This is a genomic window from Oceanobacillus sp. FSL W7-1293 (genome assembly GCF_037969815.1).
GTDB classification, from domain to species: Bacteria; Bacillota; Bacilli; order Bacillales; family Amphibacillaceae; genus Oceanobacillus; species Oceanobacillus oncorhynchi.
On the sequence record NZ_CP150212.1, the window covers coordinates 3,073,931 to 3,091,474 of the forward strand.

Consider the following 17,544-nt stretch of genomic DNA (forward strand, 5'->3'; position numbering starts at 1 on the left):
TATAGTATCCTGCAGCAGGAACTATACATGTATGTGCCGGAACAAGAATAACATATATGCTAACTTGTCCGATAATGTAATTTTGTTATGTATTAGCCAAAAGAAAGCTCTTCACCTAGTATATTCAATAAGTCAGCTTACTTTACCAATTCTACAATATTCGCTTCTATTTGTTAAAAAAAGTGAATAAAATGCAGTAATGGAAAAACAAAAAGCATGCTGTCAAAGCGATCTAAAATGCCGCCGTGTCCAGGAAGAATATTCCCGGAATCCTTTACATGATACACACGTTTAAAGGCAGATTCAACCAAATCACCGATTTGTCCAAAGGCAGAAGCTATCATCGTAACAATAATCAATGTCAGCCAGGATTGCTCAAATGGCGCTATCAGATGAAAAATCACAGCTACAACTACAGCTACAAAAATACCTCCCAGCGCGCCTTCAACGGTCTTCTTCGGGCTGATAGTCGGCCATAATTTATGCTTTCCCAGTTTGCGTCCAAATAAGTAGGCTCCAGTATCCGTTGCCCAAATAATGCAAAATGCAAATAAAATATTTCTCAGCGCATTTTCTCCATCTCTAGTCTGCAGCAAATAAAAGAACCCTAAACCAACATAAAACGCCGCAAGGACAACAAAGCCGACCTGGTCAAAAGTAAACTCATTTTTTACAAGCACGGTATACGCCAATAAAACAAAAATAAAGATAGAGATCAATTCATATTTCGTCAGCCATTCAATATCAGCCAGTAATTCATTAGGCAATAAAATAACCCATGTCAGTAAAGCTGATAAAACATACGGAAAAAAATTCTTATCAGGATGGCGCATCCGCATTAATTCAACTATCCCTATCGTCGCTAACAGATAGACAAAAATAGTAAATGGCAAACCGCCAATAATAATAATCGGCACAAATACAAGCAGAGCTATAATTGCTGTTATCGTTCGTTGCTTCATTAAATCATCATCACCTTATATACCTCCATATCGTCTTTTCCGATGCTGATATGCAAGTAATGCTTCATAGAATGTTTCTTCTGTAAACTCCGGCCACAGTTTATCTGTAAACCAAAACTCCGTATACGCCATTTGCCAAAGCATAAAATTACTTAAACGGCATTCGCCGCCAGTACGGATCAACAGATCCGGGTCAGAGACACCAGTTGTATATAAATATTTTGAAAAGGTTTCTTCATCTAAGCTGTTCATATCGATATCATCTTCTTTTACTTCCGTTACAATCTGCTTGACTGCTTTTAAAATCTCGTAACGACCGCCGTAATTAAGGGCAAAGTTTAAGATAAGACCATCATTATGCTTCGTTTTTTCTTTTGCATAGTTTACTGCTTCCTGTGTATGGCTCGGCAATGCCTGAAAATCGCCTATCGTTTGGATACGAACATTATTTTCCATTAAACTTGGTAAATATACATGCAAAAACTCTTTTGGAAGTTTTAAAATATATTCTACTTCTTGTTTTGGCCGTTTCCAGTTTTCTGTTGAAAAAGCATAAAGCGTTAAAACCTTCACATTTGCTTTCACAGCGGTTTTAACGATTTTATTCACCGTAGATACACCCTCTTTATGACCAGCAAACCTGGGTAATCCCCGTTTTTGTGCCCATCTGCCGTTCCCATCCATGATGATAGCAACATGATTAGGAGCATTTTCTTCAGAAAGTGAATCCGGTTCTTTTGGTTGTTTTGATAAAAAAGGAATTTTAATAGACATTTTCCGTCCCCCGAATGGTTGTTTGTTCATAAACCCTCTTCATCTTTTATCGAAGAACAAGGGATGAAAGGCATGACCATGCCAATAAATAATATGACTGTATTTCGTTTAACATGTATGAAATCGGCTGTTTTTAAAGATCCGATAAAATGACACGTTTAGAAAAGGATTTTCCGCTAACCGCGACATACATCGGGTACGGAAGTCTTTTTTATCCATTCATATATAAGTGCATGATTGCCAGTAACATTAATACAAAAACCCCCTTTAATAAGAGGGCTTAATGGCATCTTACTACGTTAGCAGAAAACTGTCACCTTTAAACAAAATATATTTTGCCTGGGTTGTACTGTTAAGATGGATAGAAGGCATGTATCCTCTATCACACTTCCATAATTTCATTTTCTTTTGTTTTTGCTAAATCTTCAATTTGCTTAATAAACGCATCTGTTGTTTCTTGAACATCATCTTGAAATGCTCTTAAATCATCTTCTGTCATATCGCCATTTTTTTCAGCTTTTTTCAGCTGGTCATTTGCCTGGCGGCGAAGATTTCTGATTTGTACACGAGCTTCTTCTGCATATTTCCCTACTACTTTAACCAAGTCTTTTCTTCTCTCTTGTGTAAGTGCAGGAATATTGATGCGGATGATGTTTCCATCATTCGATGGAGAAAGTCCCAAGTCCGCTTTTTGGATTGCTTTATCAATATCGCCAATTGCTGACTTATCGTATGGAGTAACGGTTAGCAGTCTAGCTTCTGGAGCACCTACCTGAGCTAGTTGGTTCAGCGGTGTAGAAGCACCATAATAATCAACATAAACCGTATCTAATAGACTTGGATTGGCACGTCCAGCACGAACAGAGGCTAGATTTCTTGAATAAGCTTGAACAGCCTGGTCCATTTTTTCCTTCGTATCTTTTATCACTGATTCTGACATGTTTAGTTCCCCCTTATCGTTGTTCCAATGTTTTCACCTTGCACAACTCGTTTAATATTACCTTCTTCCATAATAGAGAAGACAATCAGCGGTAAGTCATTATCCATACATAATGAAGAAGCGGTAGAATCCATTACACCTAATCCTTCATTTAACATTTCTAAATAGGTAAGTGAGTCATATTTCTTTGCTTCTTTATTGATTTTAGGATCATCTGTATAAACGCCGTCCACGTTGTTTTTAGCCATTAAAATAACTTCTGCTTCAATTTCTGCAGCACGTAATGCAGCTGTTGTATCTGTAGAAAAATAAGGATTTCCAGTACCAGCAGCAAAAATAACAACACGCTTTTTCTCCAGATGGCGAATCGCTTTCCGCCGTATGTATGGTTCAGCAACCTGTCTCATTTCAATGGATGTCTGTACTCTGGTCTGTACACCAATCGTTTCCAGACCGTCCTGTAAAGCAAGAGAATTCATAATTGTTGCAAGCATCCCCATATAATCAGCTGAAGCTCTATCCATGCCCATTTCTGATCCTACTTTACCGCGCCAGATGTTACCGCCGCCAACTACTACAGCAACCTCTACACCAAGCTCTACAATTTCTTTAACCTGTTCTGAAATGGAATGAATGATTTTAGGAGAGATTCCGTATCCTTCTTCTCCACTTAATGCCTCTCCACTTAATTTTAACACAACTCTATTATAATGTGCTGTCGTCATAATAACCTCCAGAGAAAAAATATATTTACAATATATAGCTATAAGAGGATGCTCAAAAGGACGAATTAAACTTTCCAGTTTTCACTCGGCCTTTTGAAAAACCCCTACAAAGAAGGGAACAAATTAATGTCCCCTAATTTGCACAACTTATTTTTTGATTTGGCTCATTACTTCTTCCGCAAAGTTATCTTCACGTTTTTCCATTCCTTCGCCTACTTCATAGCGAATAAATGCTTTTACAGAAGCACCTTTATCTCCAACATATTTTTTCACTTTTTGGTCTGGATCTTTTACAAAGCTTTGTTCTAAAAGAACGATTTCTTCGAAGAATTTACCTAGACGGCCTTCCACCATTTTTTCAACGATGTTTTCTGGTTTTCCTTCGTTTAATGCTTGTGTTTTAAGCACTTCACGCTCGCTGTTCACTTCTTCTTCAGCAACTTCATCACGAGATACATAACGAGGATTAATAGCTGCTACATGCATCGCAACATCTTTCGCTACTTCTTCGTCTGTTGTTCCTTCCAACAATGAAAGCACGCCGATACGTCCGCCCATATGAAGGTATGCACCAAAAGCATCATTATCTGTTTTTTCTAATACAGTGAAACGGCGAAGGGAGATTTTTTCTCCAATTTTAGAAACCACTGTAGTGATTGCTGCGTCAACTGTTTCAGAACCATCTAAAAATGGTTGTTGTAAAGCTTCTTCAACAGTTTCAGGATTATTTTTCACAATGTGTTTTCCAAGGTCAGAAAGCAATTGCTTGAATTGATCGTTCTTTGTAACGAAGTCTGTTTCACAGTTTACTTCAATAATTGCAGCTCTATTTCCGTCTAATTCAATATGCGTTAAACCTTCTGCAGCAACACGATCTGCTTTTTTAGCAGCTTTCGCCATTCCTTTTTCACGAAGAAAATCAATTGCCTGCTCCATATCTCCGTTTGTTTCTGTCAGTGCTTTTTTACAATCCATCATTCCAGCACCTGTTTTTTCACGTAATTCTTTAACCATTTTAGCAGTTACTGCCATGTTAATTCCTCCTTAAAAACGTTGATTTTTGTTATTCCTTCTTCTTTCCTGAAAAAAGGGTGATAAAAGGCTTCTATCCTCTTATCACCCTCACCTTTTAAAAGATTACTCTTTGGAAGCAGCTTCTTCTGTAACTTCTGCTTCTAATTGGTCTTGTTCAGAAACAGCTTCTTCTGTTTCTTCACCTTGTTTTACTTCCAGAATAGCATCTGCCATTTTTGAAGTAAGAAGTTTTACTGCACGGATTGCATCATCGTTTGCAGGGATTACATAATCGATTTCATCCGGGTCGCAGTTTGTATCAACAATTCCGATGATCGGAATGTTTAGTTTGTGCGCTTCTGCAATTGCGATACGCTCTTTACGAGGATCAATTACAAATAATGCGTCTGGAATTTTTTTCATTTCTTTAATTCCACCTAAGAATTTAACAAGACGATCTTTTTCTTTTAATAAATTTACTACTTCTTTTTTAGGAAGTACATCGAAAGTACCGTCTTCTTCCATTTTTTCAATATCTTTCAAACGGTTAATACGTTTGCGGATTGTTTGGAAGTTTGTTAATGTTCCGCCTAACCAGCGTTGGTTTACATAGAACATACCTGAACGGACCGCTTCGTCACGTACAGAATCTTGAGCTTGTTTTTTTGTACCGACGAAAAGAACTGTACCGCCGTTTGCTGCGATGTCCTTCACGTAGTTGTATGCTTCATCCACTTTTTTAACTGTTTTTTGTAAGTCGATGATGTAGATGCCGTTACGCTCCGTGAAAATGTATTTTTTCATTTTTGGATTCCAACGACGTGTTTGGTGACCAAAGTGTACACCAGCTTCTAGCAATTGTTTCATTGAAATTGCTGCCATAATAAATTCCTCCTAATTGGTTTTATTCCTCCGCATTTATCTTCTTTATAAGAACACTGAATATCAGCACCAACCTTATAAATCAAAATGCGTGTGATTTTTAGCTAACTAATCATAGATAGACTATTTACACCAAAGGTTACTATACCACAACCTCCCCAAGGAGGCAAGTGATTTCTACGACTTTTTTTGATGCATTTTGATAATTATTTCAGCTTCTGTTTTTCCGCAATTTAACTTTTTAGCTATATCGTCTATTGTTTCTCCGTTTGTGTGAAGCTGCAGTATTTGGGCTTCCAAGGATGTTTCTACTTCATCTTGAAAAGCAGCAGGTTGAAAATCCTCTATAGGCTGCATTTCTTTCTCTATCATTGCAGCGCCCTCTTTCTTCTCCTCTGCAGGGGGGGAAGGAGGATACTTTATGCTGTCATGCTTTACAGGACTTTTGTCAGGCTGTTTATCCTCTTCCAGAAGGCTTTGCAGCATTCTATTCTCTTTCCTTATTTCTTCCAATGTTTCTTTCAGTACATTTTCTGCTTGTTTATTTCCATTAGCATTCTGTCTGTCCTTTAATAATAAATAAATAGCTAGTATTGAAATGCCATGTAGTAAAAAGCTGATCATCCATAGTAATGTTGACATATTTTTTCCCTTCCATACATGCTCATATTAAACCTGGGTGATTTTTTGCAGCGTTGAGCGTAATTTTACAATGCTTCGCTTATGGATTTGTGAAATACGGGAAGTCGTTAATTCCAATACTTGTCCAATCTCTGTAAAGGTTAATTCCTCTTGATAAAAAAGACTGATGACAAGCTGTTCTTTTTCATTTAATGACTTGATCCCTTCTATTAATTCGTCCTTCCACTCATCTTGGATAAGCCTTTCTTCCGGTCTGAGCTCCGATTTATCTGATACATTGTAGCCGATACCTTCTTTCAGGTCATTCTCCTGCCCCTTTGGTTTATCTTCAATAGAAAGCATGTTGCTCAGTACCATATCCCGTAATGTTGTTTCAACGTCATGAATAGGCATTCCTGTCATTTCGGCAATATCCTCCGGCTGTGCTTCCCGTTGATTTTTTTGCTCAAAAATCTCACTTGCCTGCTCCACCCTTTTTGTTTTCTCACGAATCGAACGTGGCAGCCAATCTTCTTTTCTTAATCCATCCATGATCGAACCTTTAATTCGAAATGAGGCATATGTATCAAACTTCAAATCACGTTTCGGCTCAAATTTGTGCAATGCATCATACAGACCCAGCAAGCCATAGCTGCGGATTTCTTCACGATCCACACGATTAGGCAATTGACTTACAATTCTTTCCGTATGAAAGGAAACAAGATACATGTAGTTCTCAATGAGTAAATTTGCTGCTTCATTATCTTGACTGGTCATCCAATGCTTCCATAAAATTTGTTCTTGTGAAGGCTCTAATGAACTCACGATGACACACTCCTTTCAAATCGGTTAAATTGTAAAGACATCCTGATTACGTTTTCTGATGGAAAGCTTGGACGTTACTGGATCAAACTCAATCGTTCTTCCCAAATTACCGCCTACATCGGAGGAAACGACTTTAATATTTAATTTCCGGAGTGCGTCCTGGACTGCTTCTATATTCTTATCACCAATCCGCATAAAGCTTGTTCCTTTGCCAACCTGAAACATTTGCGCTCCCCCGGCCATTTTTGCTTTCATATTTCTGGCTCCCTGTTCCCGCAACATTTCTAATAGCTGCGGGATGGCTGTATCTGCATATTTCATCTCACTTATACTGCCGGCCCTTGCTTGACTGGAGTCAGGCAATAAAATATGAGACAATCCAGCTATCCCGCGTTTTTCATCGTATAATACCGTTCCAATACAAGAGCCAAGCCCCAGCGTTCGAATCGTATTAGGAGAGCGAACAATTTTCGTATCTGCAATACCGACATTTACAATTGTTTTCGTTATACTCATATTAAGACCATCCTAATTTGGCAAAGAGCTTTTGAAAAGATTCTGGATCAGGAATAAAAAGGAAATTCCCTCTAATCTGTTCATGGCCTCGTTCCTCTTGCCTTATTTCCGTATCAATAATAATTGCATAATCTGTTACCTGAGAAATTTCTAATAAGCCCATTGTCATAATAGCACCAGCCATATCGATTCCCAGATGCGGAACAGAAGGCTGCAGATTCATACCCGTAAAGTCAGAAAGTGCGGTAAGATACGACCCGGTCAAAATATTTCCTATTTCACTTAATGCAGACATAGCAATCTCTAATTCTATTCCGTTCGTCTCTTCTGATAATCGAAATTCCGGATTATGCGTCAGCTTTTGTACCAGATACTCTGCTTCTTCAATATCAACGACAATAGCCATTACACCCGTTATTTCCCCTTCCACCTGAAACATCAATCCGACAATAGGCTGTTCCGGTCCGCCAACCAATTCAATGACTTCATTAAAGTCAGCAATCTCCACATTAGGAACCAGCATATCTATTTTATGACCCAACAGCTGTGATAAGGAGGTTGCAGCGTTTCCAGCACCTATATTCCCTATTTCTTTCAAAATATCCTTCTGAAAGCTCGTTAATTGGAAAACATCCATCATTGATCATCCAATTCTTTTGTTTTTATTTCTTCTAAATTTAATAATTTATAAATATCTAATAAAACAATCAGCCGATTATTCAGATGAGCAATAGAATGGATGTATTCTTTTTTTACAGTGCCAATGGTTTCCGGAGGATTTTCCAAAAGATTAACTGGGATATCTAACACATCATTTGCACTGTCTATAATCAATCCAACTTGTGTCTCATCAATCTTGGTGATGATTATCTGATCTTCTTCCTTGTTATGCTCCGGCTCTTCTTCCAGCCGAATGCGCAGATCAATGACGGGGATAATCTTCCCTCTAAGATTAATCACACCTTTAATATAATTTTTTTCGTGCGGAACACGTGTAATAGGCAAGGATGTTTCAATAGACTCTACGAAGTTCACCGGCAACCCATACTCACTGCCATTCAAATCAAAAATGATTGTTTTTTCTAATCTTTCTGGAGTTAACTGTTCTTGTGTCATTCCAATCTTTCCCTTCCGGTTATTTATTATTTAACAAGATTGCTCAGCTGGCTAGCCATTTGATTTAAAGGCACTTGATAATCAGCTAGACCTTCATTGATAATAGACTTCGGCATTCCATATACAATAGCTGTCTCTTCTGTCTCTGCAAGTGAAACGACATGGGAATTTGCTTTTTTCAATGCTTTTAAACCAAGCGTACCGTCATTCCCCATCCCTGTTAAGACGCAGGTTACAATCTGATAATTCTTAAGAGAACACAGGGAGCGGAATAATGTATTGACGGACGGACGATGACCATTATCCAGCGGTTGTTGATTTAATGAAATCATTAATGCCATGCCGCTGCTTTTCACTTCCATATGGTATCCGCCCGGCGCGATGTAGACCGTCCCCTTTTTCATTAATTCTCCATGTTCCGCTTCTTTAACAGTTACCCGGCTGATTTGATTTAACCGTTCTGCCAGAGACGCAGTAAATCCAGGAGGCATATGCTGTACAACAGCAACAGGAACGTCAAGATCTTTTGGTAAAGCGGTAATGACTTTCTGCAGCGCTCTCGGGCCTCCAGTAGATGTTCCGATGGCAACCATTTTTTTGGAGGAAAGAGAAGGCTTCGCAGGCATTGTCAATGGCTGCTGTATCCGCTCTATCGGCACGTGCTGCGCTGCTCCATTTATTTTTTTATGTACTTTTACGGTTGCTGCTGTATAGACCTTGTCACATATTTCTTTTTCTACCTTTTTAATATCTAATGAAATCGCCCCGGACGGCTTTGTAATAAAGTCAACCGCACCTGTCGAGATAGCCTGGATGGTATAATCAGCGCCTTTTCTTGTTTCACTGGACAGCATAACCACAGGAACAGGACATTCCTCCATAATCTGTTTTAAAGCTCCTAAACCATCCAGCTTCGGCATATGGACATCCATGGTTACGACATCCGGATGCAGCTTTTTCACTTTATTTACCCCGTCTTCGCCATGTACGGCAGTTCCAGCTACATGAAATCTGCCATCCTCTGTTAATATCTCTGAAATCATTTTTCTCATAAATGCAGAATCATCTACGACAAGAACATTAATTAGAGTCATTTCTTCACCCCTTCATGAAATGTTTTATCCTTTCTATGAAACTGCCAGGTTTACGTACCGTTCTGTTTGTGTCATTTACGTACGTTTGCAGGATCGACTCCATTGCTTTGGAAGCCTTCGTTTTTGGATATAACTTGGTATACGGTTGTTGATGCATGACAGCTTTCATTATATTTCCGTCTTCTGGAATACAACCTAAGATTCGAGCCTCTGCGTCCAGAAAACGGCGAATAACTGTATGAAAGTTATCGAGAATATTGCTGCCCTCTGTTTTATTCCTTGAACGATTTAAAATAGTATAGATTGGCATATCCGGCTGATTCGATAATATATGCTTAACCATTCCATATGCATCCGTAATGGACGTCGGTTCAGGCGTAGTGACAATAAAACATTCATCTGCTGCCAAAATAAAAAATAATGAAGTCTCTGTCACACCAGCTCCCATATCAAATAACACATAATCATATTCTCGCCATACCTTTCCCAGCCCTTGATAAAAAATAGCTTTCTTATGCTCATTAATTTCTAAGAAATCGTGCAGGCCTGAGCCTCCAGGAATATAATCTATGCCATAATGACTTTTTACAATGGCGTCCTGAATCGAAATTCGATTATTTAAAACATCAGCAATGGAATAGTCTGTCTGCATACCAAGGAGTAAATCGATATTTCCCATCCCCACATCTAAATCAAATACCAGGATTTTATGATTCTCCTGTGCGAGTTTCATCGAAAAATTAAGCGTGAAATTTGATTTTCCTACACCGCCTTTTCCGCTGCAAACAGCAATCGTTTTTGCCGTCCTTTCAGGGGATAACCGGTTTCGGAGCTGTTCAGCCTGGTCATAGCTCATTGTTCATCACCTATTATATAACGGCTAAGCTGGTTTAATGTTGGACTCAGCATGTCCTCGGGAACATCCTGCCCATTTGTCATATAGCCGATTCGGATGTCAGGATAATGAAATGCAGCATTTAAAATATTTCCGTATTGCTCTGTCTCATCTAATTTTGTCAAGATAAGGCCATGAACACCGATTGCTGAAAACTTTCCGTAAATATCCAGAAAATCTTTCGGTTTTGCCGTCATTGATAATACGAGATAATTTGTTACTTCCCCCGGGTTTATCCAGTCCGCCATATCTTTCAAGTAGGTTTCATCCCGATAATTTCTTCCGGCTGTATCCACTAAAATCACATCATAATCCTGCAGCTCTGCGATATACTGATGATATTCCTGCTTGTTATACGCTACATGTACAGGTATATGGAGAATCTTTGCATATGTTTTCAGCTGCTCAACTGCTGCTATCCGGTACGTATCCAGTGTGATAAACGCAATTCTTTTATTTTCTGTCAGCTGCATGCGGGCGGCGATTTTTGCAATCGTAGTTGTTTTTCCTACACCAGTCGGACCGACAAATTGAATCACTTTATGGTGATATGTGAAGCCTAATTGCAGCCCTTCCAAGCGTTTTTCTATTTCTTCATGAATTCTTTTCTGGAAGGCAGCAGTCTGATTGCTCCCTTCCTTGATGAGATCCAAAGCAATATCAGGAAGAACCTCCTGCGCTGTCAAGCGGTCATATATCAGCTGTTCATCCGGCGTTAACTTGAGCTGGAGCTGTCTGTTCTGCGCTTCCAGGAGTTTATAAACCTGTTCCAGTTCTTTAGAATGAGGAACATCTGCCGCCGCTTCCGGGGTCTTCTCCTTTTGCAGTACAGGAGCTTCTTTTTTGACAGCTGTTTTTTTAGCGGGCTGAACCGGTTCCGGGTCATAGCCGGCAACTACCTCTATATAATTCTTTTTAAAAAACCCCAACATGCCGCCTGATTTAATTTGCCTGGATTGTAAAATAACTGCGTCTGTGCCAAAATCTTTCCTTACCTGCTTCATTACTTCCGGCATAGACGGTGCTTTATATTTCTTTATCTTCATGCGATATTCACCACCCCAACACTTTGTACCTCCACAGTCGGTTCTAGTTCATTGTATGATAATACAACAACTTGAGGTAAGAACCTGTCTAACAATTGCTTTAAATACATCCGAACTGCCGGCGAGCATATAATAATTGTTGTTTCTTCCTGAAGGGATACTTTTTCCGCTTCCTTATGAATCGCCTGCACAATTTCCTGCTGCTGATCCGGATCTAACGCTAAGTAATTGCCATGCTCTGTCTGTTGAACATGGTCAGCAATTGCTTTTTCAATCTTTCCAGATATCGTAATCACCTTCAACGCATTATCATCTTTTACAAAGCTTTTTGTGATTTGTGATGCTAATCCTTGTCTGACGTATTCTCCCAGCACATCTGTATCATTAGTCAATCTGGAAAAATCAGCTAATGTTTCAAAGATTACCGGCAGATTCCGGATAGATACACCTTCTCTTAAAAGCTTCGACAGCACTTTTTGAACATCGCCGACGGACAATGGTTCCGGGGTTACTTCCTCGACTAAAATCGGATTTGTTTCTTTTAAGTGATCGATCAGCTGTTTTGTTTCCTCTCTTCCCAAGAGCTCAAATGCATGTTTTTTAATTACTTCTGTCAGGTGAGTCGATACAACAGAAGGAGGATCAACGACCGTATAACCGGATAATTCCGCTTCATCTTTCACATTCTCACTTATCCATTTTGCAGGCAGACCAAATGCAGGTTCTTTCGTTTCGATTCCTTCAATATCATCCTCTAAAAAGTCAGGAGCCATAGCTAAATAATGGTCCAGCATTAATTCACCGCTGGCAACCTTATCCCCTTTTATTTTCAATTGATATTCATTCGGCTGCAGCTGAATATTATCCCTGATTCTTACTACTGGTATTACCAGCCCCAGTTCAATCGCCAGCTGTCTCCGTATCATAATGACCCTGTCCAGCAGATCACCGCCCTGAGATGTATCCGCTAAAGGAATTAAACCATAGCCAAATTCAAATTCTATCGGATCCATATTCAAGAGACTGACCACATTTTCCTGCTGCTTGAGAGCGGTTGATTCGGTTTCTTCTTCCTCTTCCTCTGTAACTTGTTCCGGCTCCGCACTTTTCTTCTCCATCCAATACCCGCTGAAGGCTAAAAAGGCAGCAAGCAGCGTCGTTAAGAAAAAGTTGATTGGAGTGAGACCGAGCAGGAAAATCGTTCCTGCTGCGATATATAAAAGCTTCGGAAATTGCAGCAGCTGATCTGTTACATCCGAACTTAAATTACTGCCTCGTGCAGATCTCGTAACGACAATCCCTGTTGCGGTCGAAATGAGCAAGGCAGGTATTTGACTGACCAGTCCGTCCCCAACAGTAAGACGTGTAAATAATTCAACGGACTCTGACAAAGACAAGCCCATTTGAGCCACCCCGATAATCATTCCGAAAAGTACATTAATCAGAACGATGACAATCCCGGCGATAGCATCTCCTTTAACGAATTTACTTGCCCCATCCATGGATCCGTGAAAATCGGCTTCATTTTCAATTTTTTCCCGCCGTTCTTTTGCCTGGCTCTCTGTAATTAAACCGGCATTTAAATCCGCATCAACACTCATCTGCTTCCCCGGCATCCCATCGAGAGAGAATCTGGCAGCAACTTCCGATACACGTTCTGCCCCTTTGGTAATAACAATAAAATTGATAATAACTAAAATAATAAATACAACAAACCCGACTAAAGGGTTATTTCCAATTACAAAGGAGCCGAATGTTTCTACAACTCCTCCTGCATCACCTTCCGAGAGAATGGCACGGGTTGTGGACACATTTAAAGCTAACCGAAATAATGTCAACAACAAAATCAATGTTGGAAATACGGAAAATTGCAATGGTTCCGTGGTATTCATGGCTACTAAAATAACAACCAATGCAAGTATGATATTAATTAATATGAGAAGACTTAAAAATTCTCCAGGCAACGGGATAACCAGCATAACAATAACCAGTATAACGCCTATGAGAACCGCAATATCCCGGAATTTCATTTCCATTCTCTCCTAACTTCTTACGCTTTTTTCTCCATTTGATATACATATGCAAGAACCTCTGCTACAGGCTGAAAGTATTCTTCCGGAATAACTTCACCGATTTCAGTTGCAGCATACAGTGCTCTTGCCAATGAACGATTCTCCACCATTTGTACATGATGTTCTTTCGCAATTTCCTTGATGCGCTGTGCAATACTGTCCGTCCCTTTCGCAATAACAAATGGTGCTTCTGCCTTTGCTTCATCATATTTAATGGCAATGGCATAGTGGGTCGGGTTTGTAATAATGACATCCGCTCCCGGAACTTCGCTCATCATTCTTCTGGTTGCTATCTGTCTTTGTTTTTCTTTCATTTTTGATTTAATTAACGGATCTCCTTCGACATTTTTATACTCGTCTTTAATGTCTTGCTTGGACATCCGAATGTTTTTTTCAAAATCGTATTTTTGATATAAATAATCTAGCACTCCTAAAAAAATCAATAAAACAATAGCCGAGAATGCCATGATGGTGGTAACCCGTGCAAAGAAGCCCAGCGCTCCTTCAGCATCTAAAAATGCAGTCATCAGCATCTGGTCTTTATTCATCCAAATGACGGTAAATGTGACCGTCCCAACCAAGGCAATTTTCAATAATGATTTCAAAAATTCCACTAATGCCCGAATAGAGAAAATCCGCTTAGCTCCCTTGATCGGATCAATTTTTTTCAAATCAAACTTTAACGGCTCAGTTGAAAACAAGAATTTGACCTGAAGCAGATTTGCAGCTACACCGGAAATAACGGCTATCAGCATAATTGGCGCAACCATTAAAACTGCTTGAAGAAAGGAATCATTAAACATCGTTTGAACCGAGTGATTCGTCACATCCCAATGAATGTATTCTGTAAATGATTTCCTGTAAAAACCTGTCATATATTCTAGAATGTAACCGCCAAAAACAAATAATCCGATAAAACAGCCCAGCAGCAGGATAGCTGTATTGATATCCTGACTTTTGGCAATACGTCCTTTTTTACGTTCGTCCTGCCTTTTCTTTGGAGTTGCTTTTTCTGTTTTTTCCCCTGCAAAAAATTGTAAGTCTAATGTCAATTTCACATTAAGCACCTCCAAATAAAGCCATTAAATGCTCCATTACACGGAACATTGCTTCAAAAACAGATTGCAGCAAGCCGATGTAAAGTGCTAGAAATACAAGAATTGCCACAAAGCTGACAAGAATTTTTAATGGCAGCCCAACGACAAACACATTCATCTGCGGTACTGTCCGAGCCACAATTCCTAAGGCAACATCCACTAAAAACAAACAGCCTACAATGGGAACCGCTATTTGGAAAGCAATCAGAAACATTGTGTTAAACGTTGTCAGCACGAGTTCAACAATGCTTTCCTCTCCAAATGGAATAAATTGATCTAAAGGGATATATGTGAAGCTGTTCATCATCCCATTTAAAATCATATGATGGCCATCTACGGATAATAGAAACAACAGAGCAATAATATAGAAATACTGGCCTGTCAACGGACTTTGCGCCCCCGTTTGCGGATCTATCACATTGGCAATCGCAAATCCCATTTGAAAATCAACAAATCCACCGGCAACCTGAATAGCTGAAACAAGAATAAAAGCAATCAATCCGATACAAATCCCAATGAGAGCTTCCTTAAACAGCAGGAATAAATATAAATCATTCAGCGCAACATTACTGATATCTACCGTAGAAATCAAAATGATTGTCAGAAAAAAACTGATTCCTATTTTAAATTGAACAGGAACGGACCGATAAGAGAATAGAGGCATAATGACAAAGAAAGCCATAATCCGGACAAATATTAACATGAACGCAGGAACAAGGTTCCAATTTATCATTTCAATCATCAGATCTACCCTATGTATTGGTTAATATTCATATATAGACTGGAAGTAAATTCAACAATGGTTGTTAACATCCATGGTCCAAAAAATACGAGACCAAGTAATACCGCCAGAATTTTGGGAATAAATGCCAGTGTCTGCTCTTGAATTTGTGTTGTCGCCTGAAAAATACTTACAAGTAAACCTACCGCCAAAGCCAGCAGCAATACAGGAACCGTTATTAATAAAATTGTAAAGATTCCCCGTTCAGCCAGGGTTAATACTAATTCACTACTCATTAATTATACTCCTTCCACTTTCAATACGGCTTTCAATACGTGTTAAAAAAGGGCGATAAAAAGGACCAAGAAGTTCAAGGCAGCACAGCTTTGAGTAGCGGAATGTATGTTTGTTAATACATGAGCAACGGAAAAGCAAGCTAACGCAGAAATTCGCCGTGTCATTTTTAGCGTTCTTTTTTAACATCCTTTTTTAGAAACCACCGAGCAGTGACTGCGTAATCAAATACCACCCATCCACTAACACAAATAATAATATTTTAAATGGCAATGAAATCATTACCGGCGGCAGCATCATCATCCCCATGGACATTAAGATACTTGCAACAGCCATATCAATAATTAAAAATGGAATAAAAATCATAAAGCCCATCTGAAATGCTGTTTTTAATTCACTGATTGCAAATGCAGGGACTAAGGTGGTCAACGGAATATCCTGTACCGTTTCCGGCGGTTCTGCCTCTGTATAACTCAGGAATAATTGCAAATCCTTCTGCCTTGTATGCTGTGCCATAAATTCTTTTAACGGAACACTTGCATTTTCGTATGCTTCATCCAACGTTATCTCCTCTTCAAAAAGCGGAGATAACCCTTGTTCATAGACTTCCGAAAAGGTAGGAGCCATGATAAAGAACGTCATAAACAAAGCAATACCGATGAGTACCTGATTTGGGGGCATCTGCTGCGTAGCTAATGATGTACGTACAAAGGATAAAACAATAATGATCCGTGTAAAGCTCGTCATTAAAATTAAAATTCCCGGAGCTAAGGAAAAAATCGTTAATAATAACAGCAGCCTCACAGAGGTGGCTATATTCGTCGGGTCAGAGCTTGAAAAGATATCTATAAAATCATTCATTTAAATCGTCCTTATGCTTATTAATAAGATTCTGGCGATTTTTACGAATCGATTTCAGCTCCCTGGTCAGTAATTGATCAAAAGACTTGCCAGACGCTTTCTTCCCATTGTCATTTTTTTCTCTTGAAAAGAATGATAATGGATCTGAACCCTTCTCTGCTGACTGATCAAGCAACTGTTCTATTGTTTCTGGATCATCGATTTCCTCTAAAAGCTCCACATTATCTCCAACGCCAATAAGATAATATTTGTTTCCAACACGGATAATTTGAACAGATTTATTCGCTCCGACAGATACTCCGCCTACATTGCGCAGGAGACCCGGCTGCTGATTAAATCCATTTCTTTTTCCTAAAAATTTCAATACAACATAAACTAAACCTAATACCAAAGCCAGACCAACAATCAGTCTAACCATCTGCCAGCCCATAGATGAATTGTCAGCATCGTCCTCCACTAAAAATTCATTGTCATTGTTCATGATTGTATCCTCATCATTTTCATTCGGCTGTGGCTGTTCATTATCTATGTTTACTTCTTCTTCGTTACACTCCTCTTCATTTTCGAGGCAGTCTAACACATTTGCTTCTGCGCCTACGCTGATTGGGAGCAGCAGAAATAATAGAATCCCTGCTCCCCACGCATAGATACGCCATGATTGCTTCTTCAATCTCGTCAACTCACTTTTTAAATTGAAGTCTATTTAGCCGAGTGCTTTTTGAATTGCTTCAATGACACGGTCTGCTTGGAATGGTTTAACGATAAAATCTTTTGCTCCTGCCTGGATTGCATCAATAACCATTGCCTGCTGTCCCATAGCTGAACACATAATGACTTTTGCGTTTGAATTAACCTGAAGAATTTCTTTTAATGCTGCTAATCCATCTTTTTCCGGCATCGTAATATCCATTGTTACTAAATCAGGCTGAAGTTCCTTATATTTTTCAACAGCTTCGTTGCCGTCCTGTGCTTCCCCAACCACTTCAAAATCATTCTTTGTTAAAATATCCTTGATCATCATTCTCATAAAAGCTGCATCATCTACTATTAAAATCTTTTGGCCCATTTTTTCTCTCTCCTTCAATATAC

21 protein-coding genes are annotated in these 17,544 nt (G+C 39.2%); all 21 read right to left on the bottom strand.

The features are described from left to right. Positions 1–173: 173 nt before the first annotated feature. The 21 genes from MKY65_RS15075 to MKY65_RS15175 all read right to left on the bottom strand — a co-directional run bounded on the left by MKY65_RS15075 (position 174) and on the right by MKY65_RS15175 (position 17,521). Positions 174–962: a phosphatidate cytidylyltransferase gene (locus tag MKY65_RS15075; RefSeq protein ID WP_042534988.1), complete on the bottom strand. Its 789-nt coding sequence runs from the start codon at positions 960–962 to the stop codon at positions 174–176. A 15-nt stretch (positions 963–977) separates the two neighbouring features. After that, positions 978–1,736 (bottom strand): isoprenyl transferase, encoded by a 759-nt coding sequence (locus tag MKY65_RS15080; RefSeq protein ID WP_339178169.1) that lies wholly within the window; start codon positions 1,734–1,736, stop codon positions 978–980. Positions 1,737–2,118: 382 nt separating this feature from the next. Further along, positions 2,119–2,676 (bottom strand): ribosome recycling factor, encoded by a 558-nt coding sequence (frr, locus tag MKY65_RS15085; RefSeq protein WP_339178170.1) that lies wholly within the window; start codon positions 2,674–2,676, stop codon positions 2,119–2,121. 2 nt (positions 2,677–2,678) lie between these two features. Further along, entirely contained in the window at positions 2,679–3,401 is a 723-nt protein-coding gene (gene pyrH, locus MKY65_RS15090; RefSeq protein ID WP_042534993.1) for a UMP kinase, read from the bottom strand. Between the two features lie 147 nt (positions 3,402–3,548). After that, positions 3,549–4,433: a translation elongation factor Ts gene (gene tsf, locus MKY65_RS15095; RefSeq protein ID WP_042534994.1), complete on the bottom strand. Its 885-nt coding sequence runs from the start codon at positions 4,431–4,433 to the stop codon at positions 3,549–3,551. 105 nt (positions 4,434–4,538) lie between these two features. Then, positions 4,539–5,297, bottom strand: a complete 759-nt coding sequence (gene rpsB / locus MKY65_RS15100; RefSeq protein ID WP_339178175.1) for a 30S ribosomal protein S2 — start codon at positions 5,295–5,297, stop codon at positions 4,539–4,541. A 177-nt stretch (positions 5,298–5,474) separates the two neighbouring features. Next, complete coding sequence (locus MKY65_RS15105) at positions 5,475–5,939, bottom strand: hypothetical protein (protein WP_339178177.1); 465 nt, start codon at positions 5,937–5,939, stop codon at positions 5,475–5,477. 27 nt (positions 5,940–5,966) lie between these two features. Next, entirely contained in the window at positions 5,967–6,743 is a 777-nt protein-coding gene (locus MKY65_RS15110) for a FliA/WhiG family RNA polymerase sigma factor (RefSeq protein ID WP_339178179.1), read from the bottom strand. A gap of 24 nt (positions 6,744–6,767) precedes the next feature. Continuing rightward, the gene (locus tag MKY65_RS15115) at positions 6,768–7,259 is read right to left on the bottom strand and encodes a chemotaxis protein CheD (protein WP_339178181.1); all 492 of its coding nucleotides are present in this window, start codon (positions 7,257–7,259) and stop codon (positions 6,768–6,770) included. Between the two features lies 1 nt (position 7,260). Beyond that, entirely contained in the window at positions 7,261–7,896 is a 636-nt protein-coding gene (locus MKY65_RS15120; protein ID WP_339185263.1) for a chemotaxis protein CheC, read from the bottom strand. Beyond that, positions 7,896–8,375, bottom strand: coding sequence for a chemotaxis protein CheW (locus tag MKY65_RS15125; RefSeq protein WP_339178184.1), 480 nt, complete (start codon positions 8,373–8,375; stop codon positions 7,896–7,898). The genes MKY65_RS15120 and MKY65_RS15125 overlap by 1 nt, the downstream gene beginning before the upstream one ends. Before the next feature lie 26 nt (positions 8,376–8,401). Beyond that, positions 8,402–9,469: a chemotaxis response regulator protein-glutamate methylesterase gene (locus tag MKY65_RS15130; protein WP_339178187.1), complete on the bottom strand. Its 1,068-nt coding sequence runs from the start codon at positions 9,467–9,469 to the stop codon at positions 8,402–8,404. A gap of 4 nt (positions 9,470–9,473) precedes the next feature. Next, complete coding sequence (locus MKY65_RS15135; protein WP_339178190.1) at positions 9,474–10,325, bottom strand: MinD/ParA family protein; 852 nt, start codon at positions 10,323–10,325, stop codon at positions 9,474–9,476. After that, a complete protein-coding gene (gene flhF / locus MKY65_RS15140; RefSeq protein ID WP_339178192.1) occupies positions 10,322–11,410 on the bottom strand; it encodes a flagellar biosynthesis protein FlhF in 1,089 nt (362 codons plus the stop codon). The genes MKY65_RS15135 and flhF overlap by 4 nt, the downstream gene beginning before the upstream one ends. Then, positions 11,407–13,440 carry a flagellar biosynthesis protein FlhA gene (gene flhA, locus MKY65_RS15145; RefSeq protein ID WP_339178195.1) on the bottom strand — a complete coding sequence of 678 codons (2,034 nt, stop codon included), beginning with the start codon at positions 13,438–13,440 and terminating at the stop codon, positions 11,407–11,409. The genes flhF and flhA overlap by 4 nt, the downstream gene beginning before the upstream one ends. 20 nt (positions 13,441–13,460) lie before the next feature. Then, entirely contained in the window at positions 13,461–14,540 is a 1,080-nt protein-coding gene (flhB, locus tag MKY65_RS15150; RefSeq protein ID WP_339178198.1) for a flagellar biosynthesis protein FlhB, read from the bottom strand. A gap of 1 nt (position 14,541) precedes the next feature. After that, a complete protein-coding gene (gene fliR, locus MKY65_RS15155) occupies positions 14,542–15,321 on the bottom strand; it encodes a flagellar biosynthetic protein FliR (RefSeq protein ID WP_339178201.1) in 780 nt (259 codons plus the stop codon). A 5-nt stretch (positions 15,322–15,326) separates the two neighbouring features. Then, positions 15,327–15,596: a flagellar biosynthesis protein FliQ gene (gene fliQ, locus MKY65_RS15160; protein WP_042535012.1), complete on the bottom strand. Its 270-nt coding sequence runs from the start codon at positions 15,594–15,596 to the stop codon at positions 15,327–15,329. 193 nt (positions 15,597–15,789) lie between these two features. Then, the gene (fliP, locus tag MKY65_RS15165; protein ID WP_042535014.1) at positions 15,790–16,455 is read right to left on the bottom strand and encodes a flagellar type III secretion system pore protein FliP; all 666 of its coding nucleotides are present in this window, start codon (positions 16,453–16,455) and stop codon (positions 15,790–15,792) included. Further along, positions 16,448–17,125: a flagellar biosynthetic protein FliO gene (gene fliO / locus MKY65_RS15170; RefSeq protein ID WP_339178203.1), complete on the bottom strand. Its 678-nt coding sequence runs from the start codon at positions 17,123–17,125 to the stop codon at positions 16,448–16,450. Before fliO ends, fliP begins: the two co-directional genes overlap by 8 nt. Before the next feature lie 33 nt (positions 17,126–17,158). Then, entirely contained in the window at positions 17,159–17,521 is a 363-nt protein-coding gene (locus tag MKY65_RS15175; RefSeq protein WP_042535016.1) for a response regulator, read from the bottom strand. Between the last annotated feature and the right edge of the window lie 23 nt (positions 17,522–17,544).